6 protein-coding genes and 3 pseudogenes are annotated in these 17,587 nt (G+C 70.0%); 3 read left to right on the plus strand and 6 right to left on the minus strand.

Annotated features, from left to right (window positions below; translation table 11 throughout):
- Positions 1 to 21 precede the first annotated feature (21 nt).
- Positions 22 to 1,368 (plus strand): hypothetical protein, encoded by a 1,347-nt coding sequence (locus OG936_RS36015; RefSeq protein ID WP_406499990.1) that lies wholly within the window; start codon positions 22 to 24, stop codon positions 1,366 to 1,368.
- A 359-nt stretch (positions 1,369 to 1,727) separates the two neighbouring features.
- On the opposite strand, the pseudogene OG936_RS36020 reads toward OG936_RS36015, so the two are convergent.
- The 3 genes and pseudogenes from OG936_RS36020 to OG936_RS36030 form a co-directional block, all read right to left on the minus strand.
- Positions 1,728 to 2,246: pseudogene (locus OG936_RS36020) on the minus strand (IS30 family transposase); the annotation flags it as partial.
- 73 nt (positions 2,247 to 2,319) lie between these two features.
- A complete protein-coding gene (gene ltrA / locus OG936_RS36025; protein ID WP_406500687.1) occupies positions 2,320 to 4,122 on the minus strand; it encodes a group II intron reverse transcriptase/maturase in 1,803 nt (600 codons plus the stop codon).
- Between the two features lie 624 nt (positions 4,123 to 4,746).
- Positions 4,747 to 5,253, minus strand: a pseudogene (locus tag OG936_RS36030) (transposase); the annotation flags it as partial.
- 252 nt (positions 5,254 to 5,505) lie between these two features.
- Between OG936_RS36030 and OG936_RS36035 the strand changes: the two are divergent.
- The gene (locus OG936_RS36035) at positions 5,506 to 5,805 is read left to right on the plus strand and encodes a hypothetical protein (RefSeq protein ID WP_406499991.1); all 300 of its coding nucleotides are present in this window, start codon (positions 5,506 to 5,508) and stop codon (positions 5,803 to 5,805) included.
- Between the two features lie 237 nt (positions 5,806 to 6,042).
- Here the strand turns inward: OG936_RS36035 and OG936_RS36040 are convergent, their stop codons facing one another.
- Positions 6,043 to 14,445, minus strand: a complete 8,403-nt coding sequence (locus OG936_RS36040) for a type I polyketide synthase (protein WP_406499992.1) — start codon at positions 14,443 to 14,445, stop codon at positions 6,043 to 6,045.
- Positions 14,446 to 14,917: 472 nt separating this feature from the next.
- Complete coding sequence (locus OG936_RS36045) at positions 14,918 to 15,832, minus strand: serine protease (RefSeq protein ID WP_406499993.1); 915 nt, start codon at positions 15,830 to 15,832, stop codon at positions 14,918 to 14,920.
- Positions 15,833 to 16,495: 663 nt separating this feature from the next.
- Between OG936_RS36045 and OG936_RS36050 the strand changes: the two are divergent.
- Positions 16,496 to 16,747: pseudogene (locus tag OG936_RS36050) on the plus strand (hypothetical protein); the annotation flags it as partial.
- A gap of 216 nt (positions 16,748 to 16,963) precedes the next feature.
- Here OG936_RS36050 and OG936_RS36055 read toward each other — a convergent pair.
- On the minus strand, positions 16,964 to 17,290 hold the full coding sequence (locus tag OG936_RS36055) for a hypothetical protein (RefSeq protein ID WP_406500797.1): 327 nt from the start codon (positions 17,288 to 17,290) through the stop codon (positions 16,964 to 16,966).
- Between the last annotated feature and the right edge of the window lie 297 nt (positions 17,291 to 17,587).

The following is a 17,587-nucleotide window of genomic DNA, read 5'->3' on the forward strand; positions in this document are numbered from 1 at the left end:
TCACAGGAGGAGGAACTGCCCATGCCCGTCGTCCGCCGGGGGCTGCCACGGCTCGGCCCGGCCCTGGCCGCCCTGGCTCTGATGGTCTGCGCGATGTTTACGCCCGTCTCCGCGCACGCCGCGGGGACGGGCCTCGACAGCGTGGCCGAAGCCCTGAAGAAGAGCCCCGTGTACGTTGATCCGCGCGCCCGGGACCAGCTCTCCGAGGCCGACGCCGCAGACCTCGCGGAGAAGATCGAGGACGCGGGCAAGCCAGTCTTCGTCGCGGTGCTGCCCGAGGCCGCCGAGTTCCCTCCCAAGACTCTGATGCGGGACTTGCGCACCCAGGTCGGCATCACCGGGGTGTACGCCGTCCACCTCGGCGACGGTTTCAACGCGAACGCGGACTCTTCGGTGATGTCGCGCAACGCGGTCGGTAACCTCACCGGCGCTGTCAAGCGCTCCCACTCCGGTGATCCCGAAGGACTCCTGACCGCCTTCGTCGACCAGGCCACCGAGCAGGCCAAGGGGCAGGCCCCGGCCGCCTGGAGCGGCTCCGAGGACGATGAGGGGAGTGGCGGCGCGGCAGTGCTGCTCACTGTCGGTGCGGTCGCAGCGGTCGGCGGCGGTGGGTACGCCTTGTACCGCCGCTCGAAGAAGAAGCGCGAGCGCGCCGAGCTGGACGCCCTGCGCGTCGTCGTCGACGAGGACATCACCGCCTTCGGCGAGGAACTGGACCGACTCGACTTCCACCCGTCGGAGCCAGGGGCCGACGACGTGATGCGGCAGGACTACACCCACGCACTGGACACGTACGACAAGGCCAAAGAACTGATGGCCACGGCCGCCAGGCCGCAGGACGTCCAACCGGTGACCGCAGCCCTGGAAGAGGGCCGGTTCGCGCTCGCCACCCTGGCCGCACGCCGCGCCGGCTCCCCGGTGCCCGAGCGCCGCGCTCCTTGCTTCTTCGACCCTCGCCATGGCCCTTCGGCCGTCGATGCGATGTGGGCCCCACCCCACGGCATGCCGCGCAACGTGCCGGCCTGTGAGGCTGATGCCAGCCTCTTGGCGGCCGGGAAGGAGCCGATGGCCCGTCAGGTGCAGACCGCCCATGGTTCCCAGCCCTACTGGAATGCCGGACCCTCATACGCACCTTGGGCGGGCGGCTACTTCGGCGGCGCGGGCAGCATGCTCGGCGGCCTGCTCGTGGGCACGATGCTGGGTTCGGCTCTCAGCGCACCCTCCGCGTTCGCCGACACCGCGGCAGTCGACAGCGCTCCCGACGGCGGCGAGTTCACCGGTGCCGACTTCAACCCTGGCGACTTCGGAGGTGGTTTCGAAGGTGGCGGCTTCGAGGGCGGAGGCGACTTCGGCGGTGGAGACTGGTGATCCCGGTGGCCGGCCGTAGGAGAGGCCGACACAGAGGCCCTCGGCGCAGCGGGCGTTGTTGCCTCGATCTGATTTGTCCCGGATGCGTTCATGGGCGTGAAACGTAGCCCTACCCGAGTTCCTCCGCGCCCAGCTGCGTGTGCGCGAGCTCTTGTGAGCCGACAGGTCCACAGGAGTGACATCGTTCGCGTGCCCGCCCGCATGGTCGATGCCGTGGTCGACAACTCGGCGTGACAGTGTCGATTCCTGCCCACGCAGCGGCGCCGTTCACTCATATCGGTGCGCTCGTCGTGGGCCCCTTTCACGGGTACCGGTCGGCGCATACGCCGTCACTTTTGACCGAGGCGGGGAGCCCGGACTCAATCGGTTGTCGCAACACCGGCTTCTTGAGTCAAGAGTAGGTGTTCGTTGAGGGCTTCAGCGGGTGTCTTCCATCCGAGGGTTTTGCGGGGGCGGCTGTTGAGGGCGAGTGCAACGGCTGCGAGGTCGTCTGTCTGCCATCGGGACAGGTCCGTGCCCTTCGGAAAGTACTGCCGCAGCAACCCGTTCGTATTCTCGTTCGTGCCGCGTTGCCACGGGCTGTGCGGGTCCGCGAAGTAGATCTCGAGGCCGGTGTCGACGCGGAGCCGGGCATGCTGCGCCAGTTCTTTGCCGCGGTCCCAGGTCAACGAGCGACGCAGCTGCTCGGGCAGCGTGGTGATCGTGGAGGCGATCGCGTCCCTGACGGCCTCGGCACCCAGACCGGCCAGCGCCGGCCCGTTCTTCACCCTCGGCTCGGTGCCAAAGCCTTCCATCCGGGGCAGGTGCAGCAGCATGGTAAACCGGGTCGTGCGCTCGACCAGAGTGCCGATCGCGGACTTGCCGGTGCCGATGATGAGTCGGGTAGCGGGGACGCATTACTGCGTCCCCGCCCCCTCAGAACCGTGCAAGCAGCTATTCACCGCACACGGCTCAAGCAAGCCCCAGAGGCTCGCTGGCAGGCAAAAGTACTGGCCTCGTTGTCGCAGTGGCTCCATTCCGCCGCTGACAATGGGTGTGGAGGAGACGGAGTCGTTGACCGTCCAGCGTGCTCCCGTCCGGGAAGGCAATGTATTGCTTGGAGATCGCCTTCCGGATGACAACCCGCCACGCTTCCCATTCTCCTGGGCTTTGTGGCGGGTGGTCGGCGTGCAGTAGGAGCCCTCCGCAGATCGAACAACGGCCGTGCTGTGTCTGTAGGAGACGCACGGTCATGGCGTCGACTGGCATAGGAATTCCCTTGCGTCGCCGCTGAGCCCAATATGACTCCAGGGCTGGGTCGTCCGGGGACGCCTTCCCCTTGACCAACTGGTGCCGGACTATCTTCGTCCAAGAGAACTTGAGCAGGTAGGCGCCGCTGTCGCGGTCACCGAACACCCACCGGTCGTTCCTGGACTTGTTGAACCGGCCGAAGTACTTGTCGGATATCCAGTGCTTCGGCTTGTTCGGGTGACTGTGCTTGGCCCACTTGTAAGCGAGCTTCCACATGTGATTGTCCAGCGCCGTGAAGATCTCGCTGGACACCACCGTCCGGTAGTAGGCCGACCAACCCCGCACGATCGGGTTGATCTTCTTGAGTACCGCACCGGCGTTAGCTCCTCGCAGGGCCACCATTTCGGTACTGAGCCGTTCCCGTATCCGTCTCTGAGCCGCTATGCTCGGTTTGATCAGCAGTTTGCCGTGATAGCGGCGGATGTTGAACCCCAGGAAGTCGAATCCGCTCTCCGCGTGGACGATGCGTGTCTTGTCCTCGTGGAAGGCGAGTCCCCTGGGCGTCAGCCATGCAGCCAGCCGTTCCTTGACCTGCTCGGCCTGTTCACGGCTGGTGCACATCGCGACAAAATCATCTGCGTACCGCACCAGCACGGGGCTGCCGCTCTGCGCACTCCCGGCATCTCTGCCGGTGGTGTAATAGCGGACCCTTGCGGCTTCCTCCATTCCGTGCAGGGCCACGTTGAAGAGCAACGGGCTAATCACCCCTCCTTGCGGAGTTCCCTCCTCGGTCGGGGCGAACCGGCCGCGATCCACGACCCCGGCCTTCAGCCACTGACGGACCAGTCCCCGGGCGGGGAAGGTGCCGAGAGCGGCCATGAGCCGGGCGTGGTCGATGCGGTCGAACGCCGCCGTCAGGTCTGCGTCGAGCACCCACGCACGCTGCGGGTTCTTCCCGTTGAGCGTGGAGTAGATGGCCCCGATCGCGTCGTGACAGCCTCGTCCGGGCCGGAAGCCGTACGACTTCGGCTCGAACCGTGCTTCCCACTCGGGCTCCAATGCTCCCAATGCCACAGCTTGCAGGCACCGGTCAACAATCACGGGAATCCCGAGTCCGCGCTTCTTCGTGGTCCCCGGTTTGGGGATGAACACCCGCTTGACGGGCTTGGGAATCCACGGTCGGGCGCGATGCTGGACCCATTTGGCCAATGCGGCCTTGGACTGGGAAAGCAACACGACTTTTCCGTCGACTCCCGCCGTCGCGCGTCCAGCGTTGATCTCCGTGACCCGTCGCACGCTCAGGAGCGTGTTCGCACGGGACCGGAGTATCAGATTCTGCAAATTGCGGACCTTCTTCAGATCCCCTGCCTGCGATGCCGTGAAGATTCTCTGCCGCAGACGCCGTACGTCCTCCTCGACCCGCCGCCAGTCAATCGACGCCCAGTCCAAGTCTTCGCCCTCGGGTCCGTTCACCGGCGCAGACGCAGCCGGAAGGGCCGAAGCCGCCCCGTCCGCTATCAGCATGGTGTCCAACTTGCCCCTCGGTTCCGTCGTCTTTATCCAGCGATTCTGCACAGGCTCACCCGGCCCACGTCAGCACCCTTTCGGGTCAGGGCAGTGTCCGTATCCGGACGGTTATGCGGGGCGACCGGCGGAGAGTCCGATCGTCTGCCTCGGGTTCCCGTTTCCTTTCGGCTTCCGGCGTTGGCTTCTTGGGCCGTCCTGTTCCCGCTGGGGAGTTGAGCCTTCCTTACGATCGGCTGACCGGGCCAAAGCGGCCCGGACCCCAACGGGGTTTCCACGTTCCACACGAATGAGATACGACCGGGGTGGGTGCTCCCTTTACCCCGAGGCGGCGGTGTCCACCTGGCCGGAGTGACCTCTGCCGGCCAGCGCCTGCCGCTTCTCAGCGGCCAGCCATGCACCCCACTGGAACCTTCCATCGGCGGGGCTTGGGATCACGAGGCATCATCGGGAGTTCACTTACGTTCACCCGTCCGGTCTTCCCCTTGCCGGTAACTCCCGGATGGAACGGGAGCCCTTGGGCTTTCCCCCGAGCTTCGCACCACGCCGTTACCGACATCGCACGTCAAGGGCGGGGACGGGTCATACGGACACGGACCCGTGACTGCACCTACAGCTTCATCAACTGCCTCTCCAAACGGTCAGTCCACTCGTATTCGTGCGGCTTCGTGTCGCACGGTCGCCTTCCCAGTGTCCCGGGACTGCCCGGTCCTCGGCCTCGGCCGGTCGTTGGCTGATCATCACCTCGGGGGTGACGTGCCCGTTCGCCCGCCGTCGGGCTCGGGCGCGGGGAACCCGCAGCGCACGCCCGGTACGCAGACAGCCGACCAGCTCACGCTTGAGGGCTCCGCGTCCTTGGATGTAAAGCGCCTGGTAGATCGCCTCGTGCGAGATGCGCATGGACTCATCATCGGGGAAATCCGTCCTGAGCCGGCCCGCGATCTGCTCGGGACTCCAGGCCGTCGCCCACCGCCGGTCCTGACGGCGGGGCTTGTTCCGTCCCTTCCACCGTGGCGTCTTCGGCCCGGTGACCTGTGTTCCGTCCGGACGGCGTACGTCCCCGGCGAGCCGGTTCTGCACATACTCACGCAGCCGTTCATCGGCCACGAGCTTCGGCGTCTTCGGACGCCGTCGAGGCTGATCGAGTCGTTCTCCTCGCACAGGTCAGGTGATTGAGGCCGATGGCTGCGATTCGTAGAAGGTTCCGTCGCGGAGCATCGCGAAGAGGACACCGGCCCGGCGCCTCGTGAGGCAACGCAGGGGCTGGGTGTCGTGCTTTCGGCAGACGCGCCGGCGCTAACCATGCGCGAGCTCGCAAGAGCTGTCCCGCATGTGCGGTCGCGGAAGGCCCCAGCGGTGTCAAGTGGTCGGGTTCCTCCATAGATGCCGCTCGTCGAGGGTCCCGAATCGAACATCTCTCCGATCAAGGTCGACGAGGATGCACCGGAAGTCCAGCAGTTGCCGTCTCTCATCACGCGAAGCGAGGTACTGCGCGGAGTTGTAGGGCACGATCAGAAGCCCGTTGCTCTCGCGGACTCGTTCTGTGTCGATGGCAAGGGGCGGCTTGTCGTCGCGCTGGCTGCGTGCAAGGAACGTAACCGCAATTCGGAGGCCTTCCGCGTGTTCCATTATGCGTCTGCGGTCCGTCGGCTGAACGAGCGCACCATAACCGTCCTGGGATGACCTTTGCGTGGCTGGTGTGATCACGGCGTCGGAGCCGTCCTGATCCGGTGATAGCGACAGCCGCGAGAGACGTGCGCCCCACCGCGCCCATTCGATCAGTGAGCGGTGATCGCGGTGGCAGTCACGTGGACGCCGGGCCGGCGCCTTGAGCCGTCCGGGCACTTGATCTCTCTATCCAGAGCGGCGAGGTCTGGCGCCCTCGCGACTGCCGCCATCGTCAACACTGCTGACTCGTCCTCAGAACCGGCTGCCGAGCCACTGGTGGACGGCGAGTGCGGTGGTACGGGCGTGTTCCTCCAGCATGGTGAAGTGGTCCCCCGGCACAGTGACCTCGGCGTGCGGCCGGCTCCAGTCCGGAGCGGGGTCGGTGCCGGGCAGTGGATCCCGGGCTCGTACGTACAGGGTGGGACAGGCGAGCGGCGCGGGTTTCCAGCCACGGAAGAGCTCGAAGTATCCGGCCATGGCAGTGAGCCGATCGGGACTGGCAGAGGCGAACTCCGCCGCCCGGCGCAGCATGTCCGACGTCATCGTGGAGAGCGTCTGCCCCTGGTCACCGTGAACGGGGGGATAGGTGTCCACCAGGACGACGGCCACCGGGGCGGCACCCTCGAACTCCAGACGCTCGGCCACAGCATGGGCCACCCAGCCACCGGCCGACCGCCCCAGCAGCACCAGGGGGCCTTCGAACGCGGCTGCACGGACGGCAGAGGCCTGGGCGGTGACGAGAGCGTCCAGTGTGGCGGGGAGAGCCTCTCGGGGCTCGAACCCCGGGTGCCGCACCGCGGAAACAGGCCGCAGCCCTCGCAGCCCGGCACCGAGGCGCGCGTACTCCTGCGGTCCGGACAGTGCGCTGAGCGCGGGGAAGCAGACCAGCCGGGGCCCCGTACCGCCCCCCGCGAGCACGACGGGTTCGTGCGTCGCACCGGGCGCCCCGGTCCGGTCGAAGACCGGGCGGAGGCGCGCGGCGATGGTGAGGAGCACCATGCCGTCCCAGCTCCGGCCCCGGGCGCATGCGGTACGGAAGAGCGTGCCCAGGGAGTCCGGAGATTCCCCGGCATGCGGCGCCGCGGCGACCTGCACCCGGGCGTCCGGCGGACCGTCCGCCCCCGGACCGCTTCCTGGACCGTCGTCCGCCGGCCGGTCGGGGGAGTCCGGAGAGCCCGCGGCATCAGGCCGTGCCCGGCCGTCGGACGCAGCACCCGCAGAAGGCAGCTCGGCGGCATACCGTCGCGTCAGCTCGACGGCGAGCGCGCGCGGCGTCGGGAAGTCGAACAGCAGCGTGGACGGCAGTGCCAGCCCTGTCCACGCCGCGAGCTCGTTACGCAGATCGACCGCGGCCAGGGAATCCAGCCCCAGGTCCGCCAGCAGGGCGTCCCCGTCGATCTCGTTTGCCTCCTCCCGATGGCCCAGGACGCGGGCCGCCAGAGTCCGGACCTTTGTGAGCAGCACCCCGCCCATCTCGCCGGGGGAAGCAGCCGCCGGCGACCGGCCGAGTCGGTCCCCGCCCCCATCGCCCGCGTCTTCCCCGTCGGCAGCAGGGGTTCGGACCCGGTTCGCCGCCGTGCCACTGCCGCGGAGAGCGGCCGGGGCGAGGCGGGCCGCCACCACCACGGGTTCGTCACCGGCCACGGCCGCGTCGAAGAGAGCCAGGCCTTCTTCCGGCCCGAGCGGGCCGAACCCGGAACGGGCCATCCGCCGCAGATCCGCGTCGCCGAGGTGCGCCATCATGCCGTCGTTCTGCTGCCAGGGGCCCCAGACGATCGACGTACCGGGCAGTCCGAGCCGCCCGCGGTGCCGCGCCAGGGCATCCAGCACACAGTTGGCCGCGGCGTAGTTGGCCTGGCCCGCGGAGCCGAAGGTACCCGCCACCGAGGAGAACAGCGCGAACACGGCCAGGTCGTGGCCCAGGGTCAGTTCGTGCAGGGCGAGAGCGGCGTCCACCTTGGGGCGCATCACCCGACTCACCCGGTCGGTGGTGAGCGCCGCGACGACGCCGTCGTCCAGTACCCCCGCAGTGTGCACGACGCCGGTCAATGGGCGGTCCGCCGGTACCGCGTCGAGCAGGGCCGCGAGCGCGGTCCGGTCCGCGACATCACAGGCGTGAACGGTCACTTGGGCGCCCGCCTCACACAGCTCCGCGACGAGTTCCCGCGCCCCCGGAGCGTCCGGCCCGCGTCGGCCGGCGAGCAGCAGATGCCGGACGCCGTGCGCGGTGACCAGGTGCCGCGCCATCAGCATCCCCAGGGAACCGGTGCCGCCGGTGATCAGGACGGTGCCCTCCGGGTCGAGAGTCCGCCTCTTCTGCGGCTTCGGTGCCGACTCGGCCAGTGGCACCAGCTTCGGCACGTACACCGTCCCCCGGCGTACGGCTGCCTCCGGCACCGGGGCGGCCAGCAGGGCGGGCAGGGCACTCCAGGAGTCGGGGTGCTCGTCCACGTCGATCAGGGCGAAGCGGCCCGGATTCTCCCGCAGGGCCGAGCGGACCAGTCCCCACACCGGCGTGTGCAACGGCACGGACGCCGTCCCGCCGGACCGGCCGTCACTCCCGCGACCGGCACCATCCGCAGGGAATCCGTCATCGGCCGGAGCGACGGCACCGGACGTCACGAGGATGAGACGCGAGCGGGACAGGTGCGACTCGGCGAGCCACTCCTGCACGAGCCTCAGCGCCCGGTCCGCTGCCCGCAGCAACCCGGCAGCCTGGTCCTCCTGCCCTCCTCCGGTCGTGTCCGGCGGCGGGCACGGTGCCACGACGACGGCTGACGACGCGTCGCACGCCGCAGCGCCGGGGTACACCGGGACGCCGGAATCCGGCGGCGCGAGAGCGTCCACCAGCCGTGTGCCCGCCGCGCCCAGAACCCCCCAGCGGGGCATTCCCACGGGTGCGGACGGCTCGGCCGGCGTCACCCAGTCCGTCCGGTGGAGAGCACTGGTGACTGCGTTCGCCGTCGTCGATCCGGTACGCGGAAGATGCCGGAGCGCCAGCGAACGGACCGTCGCCACCGGTGAGCCCGTCTCGTCGGCCAGCTCCACTCCGGCCTGACCGTCCGGCCCGGGGGCCACCCGTACCCGCAAGCGCTGCACACCAGTCGTGTGCACGCGCACCCCGCTGAAGGCGAACGGCAGGGACAGCCCGCCGGCCGCCGGACCGGCTGCCTCGGAACCGTTCGCGGCAAGGCGGTCCAGGGCCAGGGCGTGCAGCGCCGCGTCGAGCAGTGCGGGATGCAGGACGAACTCCGGGCCGCCCGCCTCCCGGCGCGGAGTCCGGGCCGCTTCGGGCAGCGCGACGTCCGCGTACAGCTCCTTCCCATACCTCCAGACGGCGCGCATCCCCCGGAAAGCGGGGCCGTAACACAGCCCGTCGGCGGCCAGTTGCTCATACGGTCCGGTCCCCGGACCGTCGACATGCAGTGGCATCGCCGCCTCCGGCGGCCAGGACGCGTCCGGCCAGGGCACGCCGCCGGCCTCGCCTGCGGCCGCTCCCCGGTCCGCAGGCGGCTGCGCCGGCGAAAGAGTGCCGACGGCGTTCCTGAGCCAGGGCTCATCACCCGCCGGAGTATGCGGCCGGGAGTGGAAGAGCACAGCCCGCCGCCCCGCGTCGTCCGCCCCCGCCACTCTCACCTGCAAGGCGACAGCACCGCCCGAGGGCAGCGGCAGCGGCGCGGTCAGAACGAGCTCGTCCAGGACGGCCGCTCCCACCAACTCGCCTGCGTGGAGGGTCATGTCGACGAAAGCAGTCGCCGGCAGCAAGATCTTCCCAGCCACCACGTGGTCGGCAAGCCACGGCTGGTCCTGCACCGACAGCACCCCGCTCAGCAGCAGCCCGTCGTCGTCGGCCGTGCGGGTGCCCGACCGCAGGAACGGATGGGCGGGCCCGGCCGTCGGGGACACGGGCGGATGCTCCGGGACGGTCTCCAGCCAGTACCGGCGGCGCTGGAAGGCGTACGTGGGCAGTGCGACGCGCCGCCCGCCCCACCTGGCGAAGACAGCTCGCCAGTCGACGGGAACACCATGGGCATGCAGCGCGGCCAGCGTGTCGAGCAAAGCATCCGCCTCCGGCCGCGACCCGCGCAGGGTCGGCAGAACCATCGGTACCGGTCCCCGCTCGCCGCCGCCCGCTTCGCCCGTGTCCGAGCCGGCCGGGACCGGCCCGGACACGGCAAGGCAATCACGTACCAGACCAGTGAGCACCCCGTCCGGCCCCAGTTCGACGTAGTGCGCCGCGCCTTGCTCACCCAGGTACGCCACCGAATCGGCGAAGCGGACCGGACGGCGGACATGGTCCACCCAGAACTCCGGCGTGCACACCTCCTCGGCGGTGGCCGCCCGGCCCGGCACAGCGGTGATCAGAGGCATCCGCGGCGTGGCGAAGGACAGACTCCGGACCACGCCCGCGAACTCGGCCAGCACGGGCTCCATCCGAGCGGAATGGAAGGCATGACCGACCCGCAGTGGCGTCACCGAACGGCCCCGCTCCCGGAAGTACGCGGCCACCTCCCGCACCGCCGGCTCGTTGCCGGAGACAACCACCGAGGCAGGCCCGTTGACCGCGGCGATCTCCACCGCAGCCCCGGTCCCGGAGAGGTGGGCAGCCACCTCGTCCACGCCGGCGGACACGGCCGCCATCGCGCCGCCCGAAGGCAGCGCGTCCATCAGCCGGCCCCGGGCCGCGACCAACCTGCACGCGTCCGCGAGGGAAAACACCCCGGCGACATGCGCCGCCGCCACCTCGCCCACCGAGTGCCCGGCCACCAGGGCGGGGCGTACCCCCCACGCCTCGAACTGCCGGAACAACGCCGTTTCCAGAGCCAAGAGCGCCGGCTGCGCGAACCGGGTCGTATCCAGCAACGCGCCCGTCTCCGTACCGGGCCCGGCGAACATGACGTCCCGCAGCGGCACCGGCAGCAGCGGGTCGAGCAGGGCACAGCATTCGTCCAGCGCACTGGCGAAGGCCGGATGCAGATCCCGCGACTCGTACAGTTCGCGGCCCATGCCGACACGTTGACTGCCCTGACCGGTGAAGAGAAAGGCCGGCGAGCCGCGATGACGGGACGTGCCCGTGTGCACTCCGGACCGGCCGCCGCCCTCCGCCACAGCCCGAAGGGAGCCGAGCAGCTCGGCACGGTCCCGGGTCACCACCACGGCCCGGTGCTCCAGGGCCGCACGCGTGGTGGCGAGCGAGTACCCGATGTCCACCAGGGAGGTGTCAGGAGCGGCGGCCACATGGTCGTACAGCCGTCGCGCCTGGGCCCGCAGCCCCGGCACGCTCCTCGCCGACACGGGAAAAGCCACCGCGGTCCGCCCAGGACGCGTCGCACACTCCGGCTCCACCCCGGGGCCGACAGGGCCCTTCGCCGCCCCGCCGTCCGCCGGGGCGCCCAGCGATGCGGCCTCCCCGCCACCCGGAGCCTCTTCGAGTACCACATGGGCGTTGGTGCCACTGATCCCGAACGACGACACCCCCGCCCGGCGCGGACGATCCGTCACGGGCCACCTCACCGGCCGGGTCAGCAGCGCGATTCGCCCCGACGACCAGTCGACCCGGGGCGTCGGCTCGTCGGCGTGCAACGTACGCGGCAGCACACCATGCCGCATCGCCTGCACCATTTTGATCACACCGGCCACTCCGGCAGCGGCCTGGGTATGACCGATGTTCGACTTCACCGAGCCCAACCGGAGCGGACGCTGCCGCTCCTGCCGCCCGTACGTCGCGAAGAAGGCCTCCGCCTCGATGACGTCGCCCAGCCGGGTGCCGGTGCCGTGTGCCTCCACGGCGTCGATGTCCCCGGGAGTCAGCTCCGCGTCCGTGAGCGCCTGCCGGATCACCCGCTGCTGCGCCGGCCCGTGCGGTGCGGTCAGCCCGTTGCTCGCCCCGTCCTGGTTCACCGCCGAGCCGCGCACCACGGCCAGTACCGGAAGCCCGGCGCGGCGCGCCTCCGACAACCGGCTCAGCAGCAGCATGCCGGCACCCTCGGCCCACCCCGTGCCGTCGGCGGACGCACCGAACGCCTTGCAGCGGCCGTCCGGCGCCAGCGCCCGCTGACGACTGAACTCCACGAACGACGTGGGCCCCGACATCACCGTGGCGCCGCCGGCCAACGCGAAAGCACACTCGCCCCGGCGCAGCGCCTGGGCAGCCAGGTGCAGGGCCACCAGGGACGAGGAACACGCCGTGTCCACGGTGAGGGCCGGGCCTTCGAGGCCGAAGGCGTACGCGATACGGCCCGAGGCGACGCTTCCGGCGTTGCCGAGGCCGAGGTACCCCTCGACATGCTCGGGCGTCCTTGCCAGGCCGCGCGCGTAGTCGCTGTACATCAGCCCGACGTACACCCCGGTCGCCGAGCCGCGCAGAGTGCCGGGGACGAGACCGGCGTACTCGAAGGCCTCCCACGCCACTTCGAGCAGCAGCCGGTGCTGCGGGTCCATGGCCAACGCCTCGCGGGGCGAGATTCCGAAGAAGGCGGGGTCGAAGCGGTCCGCACCGGAGAGGAAACCCCCCTCGCGCACATACGTCCGTCCGGACCGCCCGGGGTCCGGGTCGTACAGCGCCTGGACGTCCCAGCCCCGGTCGGTGGGGAAGGGGCCGATGGCATCCTTCCCGTCGGCCACCAGCCGCCACAGCTCCTCGGGAGAGGTCACCTTTCCGGGATAGCGGCAGGCCATTCCCACGATCACCACGGGATCGTCGTCCGACCGGGCCGCACTCCGGTCCACGGGCCCGGCACCGGCCGGCGCGGCGGCGTTCCGTTCCCCGAGGTGGGCGGCGAGCTCCGCGGCCGTGGGGAAGTCGAAGGCGACGGCCTCGGAGAGCGGCAGACCGGTCACCGCCGACAAGCGCTCCCGCAGCACCGTCGCCGTCAGGGAGTCCATGCCCAGGTCCCGCAGCGCCGTGCTCGGCTCCACCGCCTCGGCCGTGCAGCCGAGCACGGCCGCCACCTCGCCCCGCACCAGGGCCAGCAGGTCCTCCGGCGGCTCCCCGGCGGCCCCCGCACCCAGCGCCCGGACCGGCAGGCCGGCGAGGTCCCGCCGCAGGGTCTTCCCGGTGGCGGTACGGGGAATGTCCTCCACCACGAACAGCTCGACGGGCACCTTGAAGCCGGACAGTTCCGCACGGCAGGCGGCGAGGATGCGCCCCCTGTCCAGTACGCCGCCGGGCTCGGCAACCAGATAGCCGGCCGGTACCTCGCCGAAGACGGGGTGCGGACGTGCGGCCACGGCGGCGTCCGCCACCCCCGGCAACCGCCGCAGCACCGCCTCCACTTCCGAAGGATGGATGTTCACCCCGCCCCGGATGATCAGATCACTCGCCCGGCCGGTGATCGCCAGTCCACCGAAGGCATCGATCCTGGCCAGGTCACCCGTGCGGAACCAGCCGTCGCGCAGGACCTCCGCGGTGGCCTCCGGCCTGCCGTGGTAACCGGCCATCACCCCCGGCCCGCTGACCCACAGCTCGCCCTCTCCCGCGTCCCGGCCGTCGGGCCCTCCGCCGACCCGGACCCGGACGCCGGGCAGTACCCGGCCGCAAGCCCCGGACGCCGTCACCTCGCCCGGCGCCGGCATGGTGACCGGGCCTGCCTCCGTGCTGCCGTAGTGCTCCAGATAGGGCACACCGCAGATCGCCTCGAATGACTCGTGGAACCCGGGCCCAGCCGCCGCGCCACCACTGACACAACCCCGCAGAGCGGGGCCGCCGAGACCGCTGCAGTCCCTACCGTTCTCCTCGCCCCGGACCGCGTCGAGCAGCGCCGAATACGTGGTCGGAACCCCGCCGAGCAAGGTGAACGAGGCGTCCGCGCGGCGCAGTTCGCCGAGCACCCCCGCCACCGAGAACCGGGGCAGCAGCACCGCGCTCGCCCCCACCGCGGTCACCCCGAGGAAACACACAATCTGACTCATCGCGTGATGGAGGGGCAACGGCCAGAGCACACGGTCCCGTTCGGACAGGCCCAGGACACCGACAAGGCCCGTCGCGACCGGCGTGAGCCGGTTGCGCTGGGTGGACAGGACGCCCTTGGGCACACCGGAGGAGCCCGAGGTGTAGAGCAGCCAGGCCACTTCGTCCAGTGCGAGATCGTCCCGGGCCGGCGTCCGCGGCTCCGTGCCCGCCAACTCCTCGAACCGCAGAACCCCGCCCGCGGTCCCGGCGTGCCGCCCCCCGGCTCCGCCGGCCCCGTCCGCCGGCTCCACGCAGTCCGCGCACGAAGGCGAGTTCCCGGCCCCGTCCTCGGCGCCGCCTTCGGCCACCACCACGGTCAACCCGGGGCGCAGCGACAGCGTTTGCCGCCGCGTCAGGCAAGCCTCGTCGGTGATGAGTAACCGTGCCCCGCTGTCGTCCAGCAGGCGGGTCAGCTCCTCCTCCGAGTTCCCGGGGTCCAGAGGCACGCCCACGCCGCTCGCCCGGGTGACGGCGAGCAGGCTCTCGACCGCCTCGACCCGGTTGCCGAGCAGTACGGCCACCCGGTCACCGCGCGCCACGCCGAGGCGGGCCAGGTGACCTGCCAGCCGTACGGTCCTGCGTTCCAGCTCCCGGTAGGTCACACGCCTGAGCCGGTCCTCGAAACAGATCTTGTCCCCGAGGCGCTGGGCGTGGTGCCCGAGCAGTTCCGGAAGTGGTTTGACGATGCCGGCGTGCCTACCCACCGCATGACCTCCTTGAGACGACCCGCCGTTGAGGACGACGGCATGGTGCACCAGGTTGCCTCCCGGCGATGGGCCGACGCCGACGGGGGTACGACTCACCTTCCATTTCCATGGACGCGGAGTGCCGCTGGACCAGGTGGAGAGCGACGAGGATCTCGAAGGGTTCGTGATTCCCGTACCGGGCGGGCAGCGGCCCGCATTTGATGAGCGAGGCCCGCCCGGCGAGCTGCGTACCACGTATACCCGCGAACAGGGCGGTCGTGTGCCGTGTTCAGCTCTGCGGGCTCAGTGCCGCCAGGGCCGGCCGGAACAGTCGGCCCGCCCGGTCGGCGGGGTCCGGGGGCGGGGGCTCCCGACTCGCCGTACCAGACGAGGTCCGGTGGCATCCGAATGGTGCCGGGCGGGCTGGGGGACGAGGGGCCCCGGAGTGCCGAGGTGTGGACGAGCTTCCCTCGCCCCCTCAAGCGTCAACTCAGCGTGCCGATACCGCTGTCGGCTTCGGAAGCGTGCAGCCCGTGGCCGACAGGTTGAGCTTGTTGCCCGTCGTGAAGCAGGCGGGGATGCCGTAGGTCTCCTGGGCGTATCCGATCCCCTTGCGGATGGTGACGGTCCCCTGCTCGTTTACCTCGCAGGGATTGTCGAGGGTGCAGCTTCCACCGCTCTCATTGATGGTGTTGTTGATCGCCGTGACCTGCCCGGTCGTCGTGTCGATGACCGGGGAGCCCGAGGTGCCCCCGATGACCTGGCACTCCGGGGTGTAGCGGACGGAGTCCTTCCATGTCCACTGGCTCTCCTTCAGGCGGTACGCGAATCCGTCGACGGAGCAGGAGTAGACCCGCTTCCAGTAGCCGGAGACCACGTCGATCGCGTGCCCCTGCACCGGGTGGGTCGCGGAAAGCGTCAGCGGCGCGATTCCCGTGGACTGCTGTATCTGGGCGTAGGTCTTGGTCAGTTGGTAGAGCGTGACGTCCGTTTCGGTCATCGTCGCGTAGACGACTTTGTTCGCCTTGAGTGTTCCGGCGGTGCCGGCCGAGGTGTTGAGCAGCGTGAAGCTGCGGGTGGAGGACTGGTTGGTGATGACCTGACCCGCGCTCGGGAAGCCGGTTTCGAGGCAGTGGCCGTTCGTCATGACCAGCCCCGGGTCCGTCGCCTGTGAGTTCGGCATGCGGACCAGGGAGCCTGAGCAGTTGCTGAGCGCCACGGTGCCGGCGAAGGAGGCGGCTGTCACCGAGACGGGCGTACTGTCAGGGTGCACCGCGGACGTCGCGGCAGCGGGGGTCGCCCCGCTCGCGCGGTCGGGTGCTGCGGCTGCCGTGCCCGTGGTGCCTACCAGGGCGGCGGCACCGAGGGCCACGGCGGTGAGGGTGGCGAGGAGAGGCTTGCGCATAGTGATGGTCGGTCCTCTCGGTTCGGCCCGGGAGCCCGGTGGCCTCCGGGCGGCGAAGGGTGACTGCATTGTCGGCGTACAGCCAAGTTCTCTGCTACCCCACCACTCCGTCCTGGCTCTTTCCGCTCCCTTGACGGCCACCGCACCGGGACTGATTTCCTTGGCCATGGGCACACAAAGGCCGACCGTCCCGGCGCCTTGAGCTCGTCACATGGTCATGTCGAGGTGCGCTGGTGAGGTGTGACCGGTGTGACGATTCCGCTGTTTGTGGGGTGCGGGGAACCGGCCATGGATCGTGGATGACGAGTTGTGGGAGCTGATCGAGCCTCCGCTGCGGCCCTGGCCCGAGGGGCGTCCGGCCCGAAGTCGGTGCTCGATCGGCTGTGTCCGCAGGGCATCCTCTGCGTGCTCGCCAACGACATCAGCCGGCAACTTCTGCCGCTGGAGCAGGGGTTCCGCTCGAGCAGACCTGCTGGCGCGGACTGGGCCGGTGGCACGAGGCCGACGTCATCGCCCACCCGCACCGCCTCCTGCTCGCCGAGCTTCACGCGGCGTCCGCTCCGGTGCGGGGATCAAGATCAGGCACGTCCGCCCGCCGACGTGATCGTCGGCGGGCGGGTGCCCGGCCACGGCCGGCTCGCCGGTCTCCCCGGCCCGCTCCTGGTGGAGGAGTGGCACGAGGGCAGTTGGCCGTATGGGGGCAGCGTCGGTACCGGGTGGAGCGACAGGGAGTGCACCATCCTCTCAGCCCTGCTCCACGTTGCCGAAGTTGGGGACCGCTCACGCGGCCAGGGCCGCAGACCACTGCCACCGGCGCACAGGCTGGCAGCGGGCTGCGGCCCATCGCGGTATCTGCGCGAGGACGAACGCATCCACATCGCCAACCGGCTGCGGGAGAAGGCCACCATCCGGCAGATCGCTTCCGAGCTGGGCCGCAGCCCGTCCACCATCAGCCGGGAGATCCAGCGCAACCGTACCCTGCTGCATCTACGACAGCTGGTACTACCGGCCGCACGCCGCCTGGGCCCGCGCCGATGCCCGTCGGCCCCGCAAGCAGGTCGCCACGTTCGTCGAGGAGTACCAGACGCTGCTGCGCAAGTATCTGGCCGAGCCCGGCGCCTCCCACCCGACTCACGGCACATGGCCGTACGCCTGGTAGTTGTGCCCGACGAAGGCCCCCGGCCCACCCTGCCGACCGAGCCGGACGACGATCAGCGCCGCACCAGACGTCAGAGACCTGGCATCGAGGTCAGTCAAGGGCGTCCTCACCTCGATCGGCTTGAGCCCGTAGGCGTTCGGCCTGCTGTTTCTTGGCGGCAATGTGCCGCAGGCCTCCCGCAGTCCGGCGACTTCGCCGAGCCACTCCATCCGCTGGGTCTCTCCGAGACACTGGCGGGTGTTGGTCTCGATTTCCAGCAGCCGGGGCTCCTGGGCCAGATCCAAGCGGAGGAGGGGCACCTGACGCAGATTTCTCTGAACCAGTCAGTCTGAGATTGCGGATGCGGCTCGTACCCTCCGCCTGTTCAGCGACCGGACTTGTGGGAGCAACCGCAGAAGGTGAAAACGGCCTTGGGCGCGCCGCGCAACTGACCAGAAGCATGGAAGAGTGCGCTGCCGAGCTGGTCGGTGGCACACTCTTCCGGCCGTTTGTCAGGAGGCGTTGAGCCCGGTGAGCGCGGGAGATTTATGGGGTCGCCCGCGGGCGGTATTTACACGGCACTCTGAATGCCTGCGGAGCTCGCTGGCGCGTCCTTC

It is taken from the genome of Streptomyces sp. NBC_00846 (assembly GCF_045207325.1).
Lineage (GTDB): Bacteria > Actinomycetota > Actinomycetes > Streptomycetales > Streptomycetaceae > Streptomyces.

What these genes read in the sequence shown, in the direction of transcription:
- OG936_RS36035 (WP_406499991.1), top strand. Translation starts at nt 5,506, where the DNA reads ATGCCGCTCGTCGAGGGTCCCGAATCGAACATCTCTCCGATCAAGGTC.
- ltrA (WP_406500687.1), bottom strand. Translation starts at nt 4,122, where the DNA reads ATGCTGATAGCGGACGGGGCGGCTTCGGCCCTTCCGGCTGCGTCTGCG.
- OG936_RS36045 (WP_406499993.1), bottom strand. Translation starts at nt 15,832, where the DNA reads ATGCGCAAGCCTCTCCTCGCCACCCTCACCGCCGTGGCCCTCGGTGCC.
- OG936_RS36015 (WP_406499990.1), top strand. Translation starts at nt 22, where the DNA reads ATGCCCGTCGTCCGCCGGGGGCTGCCACGGCTCGGCCCGGCCCTGGCC.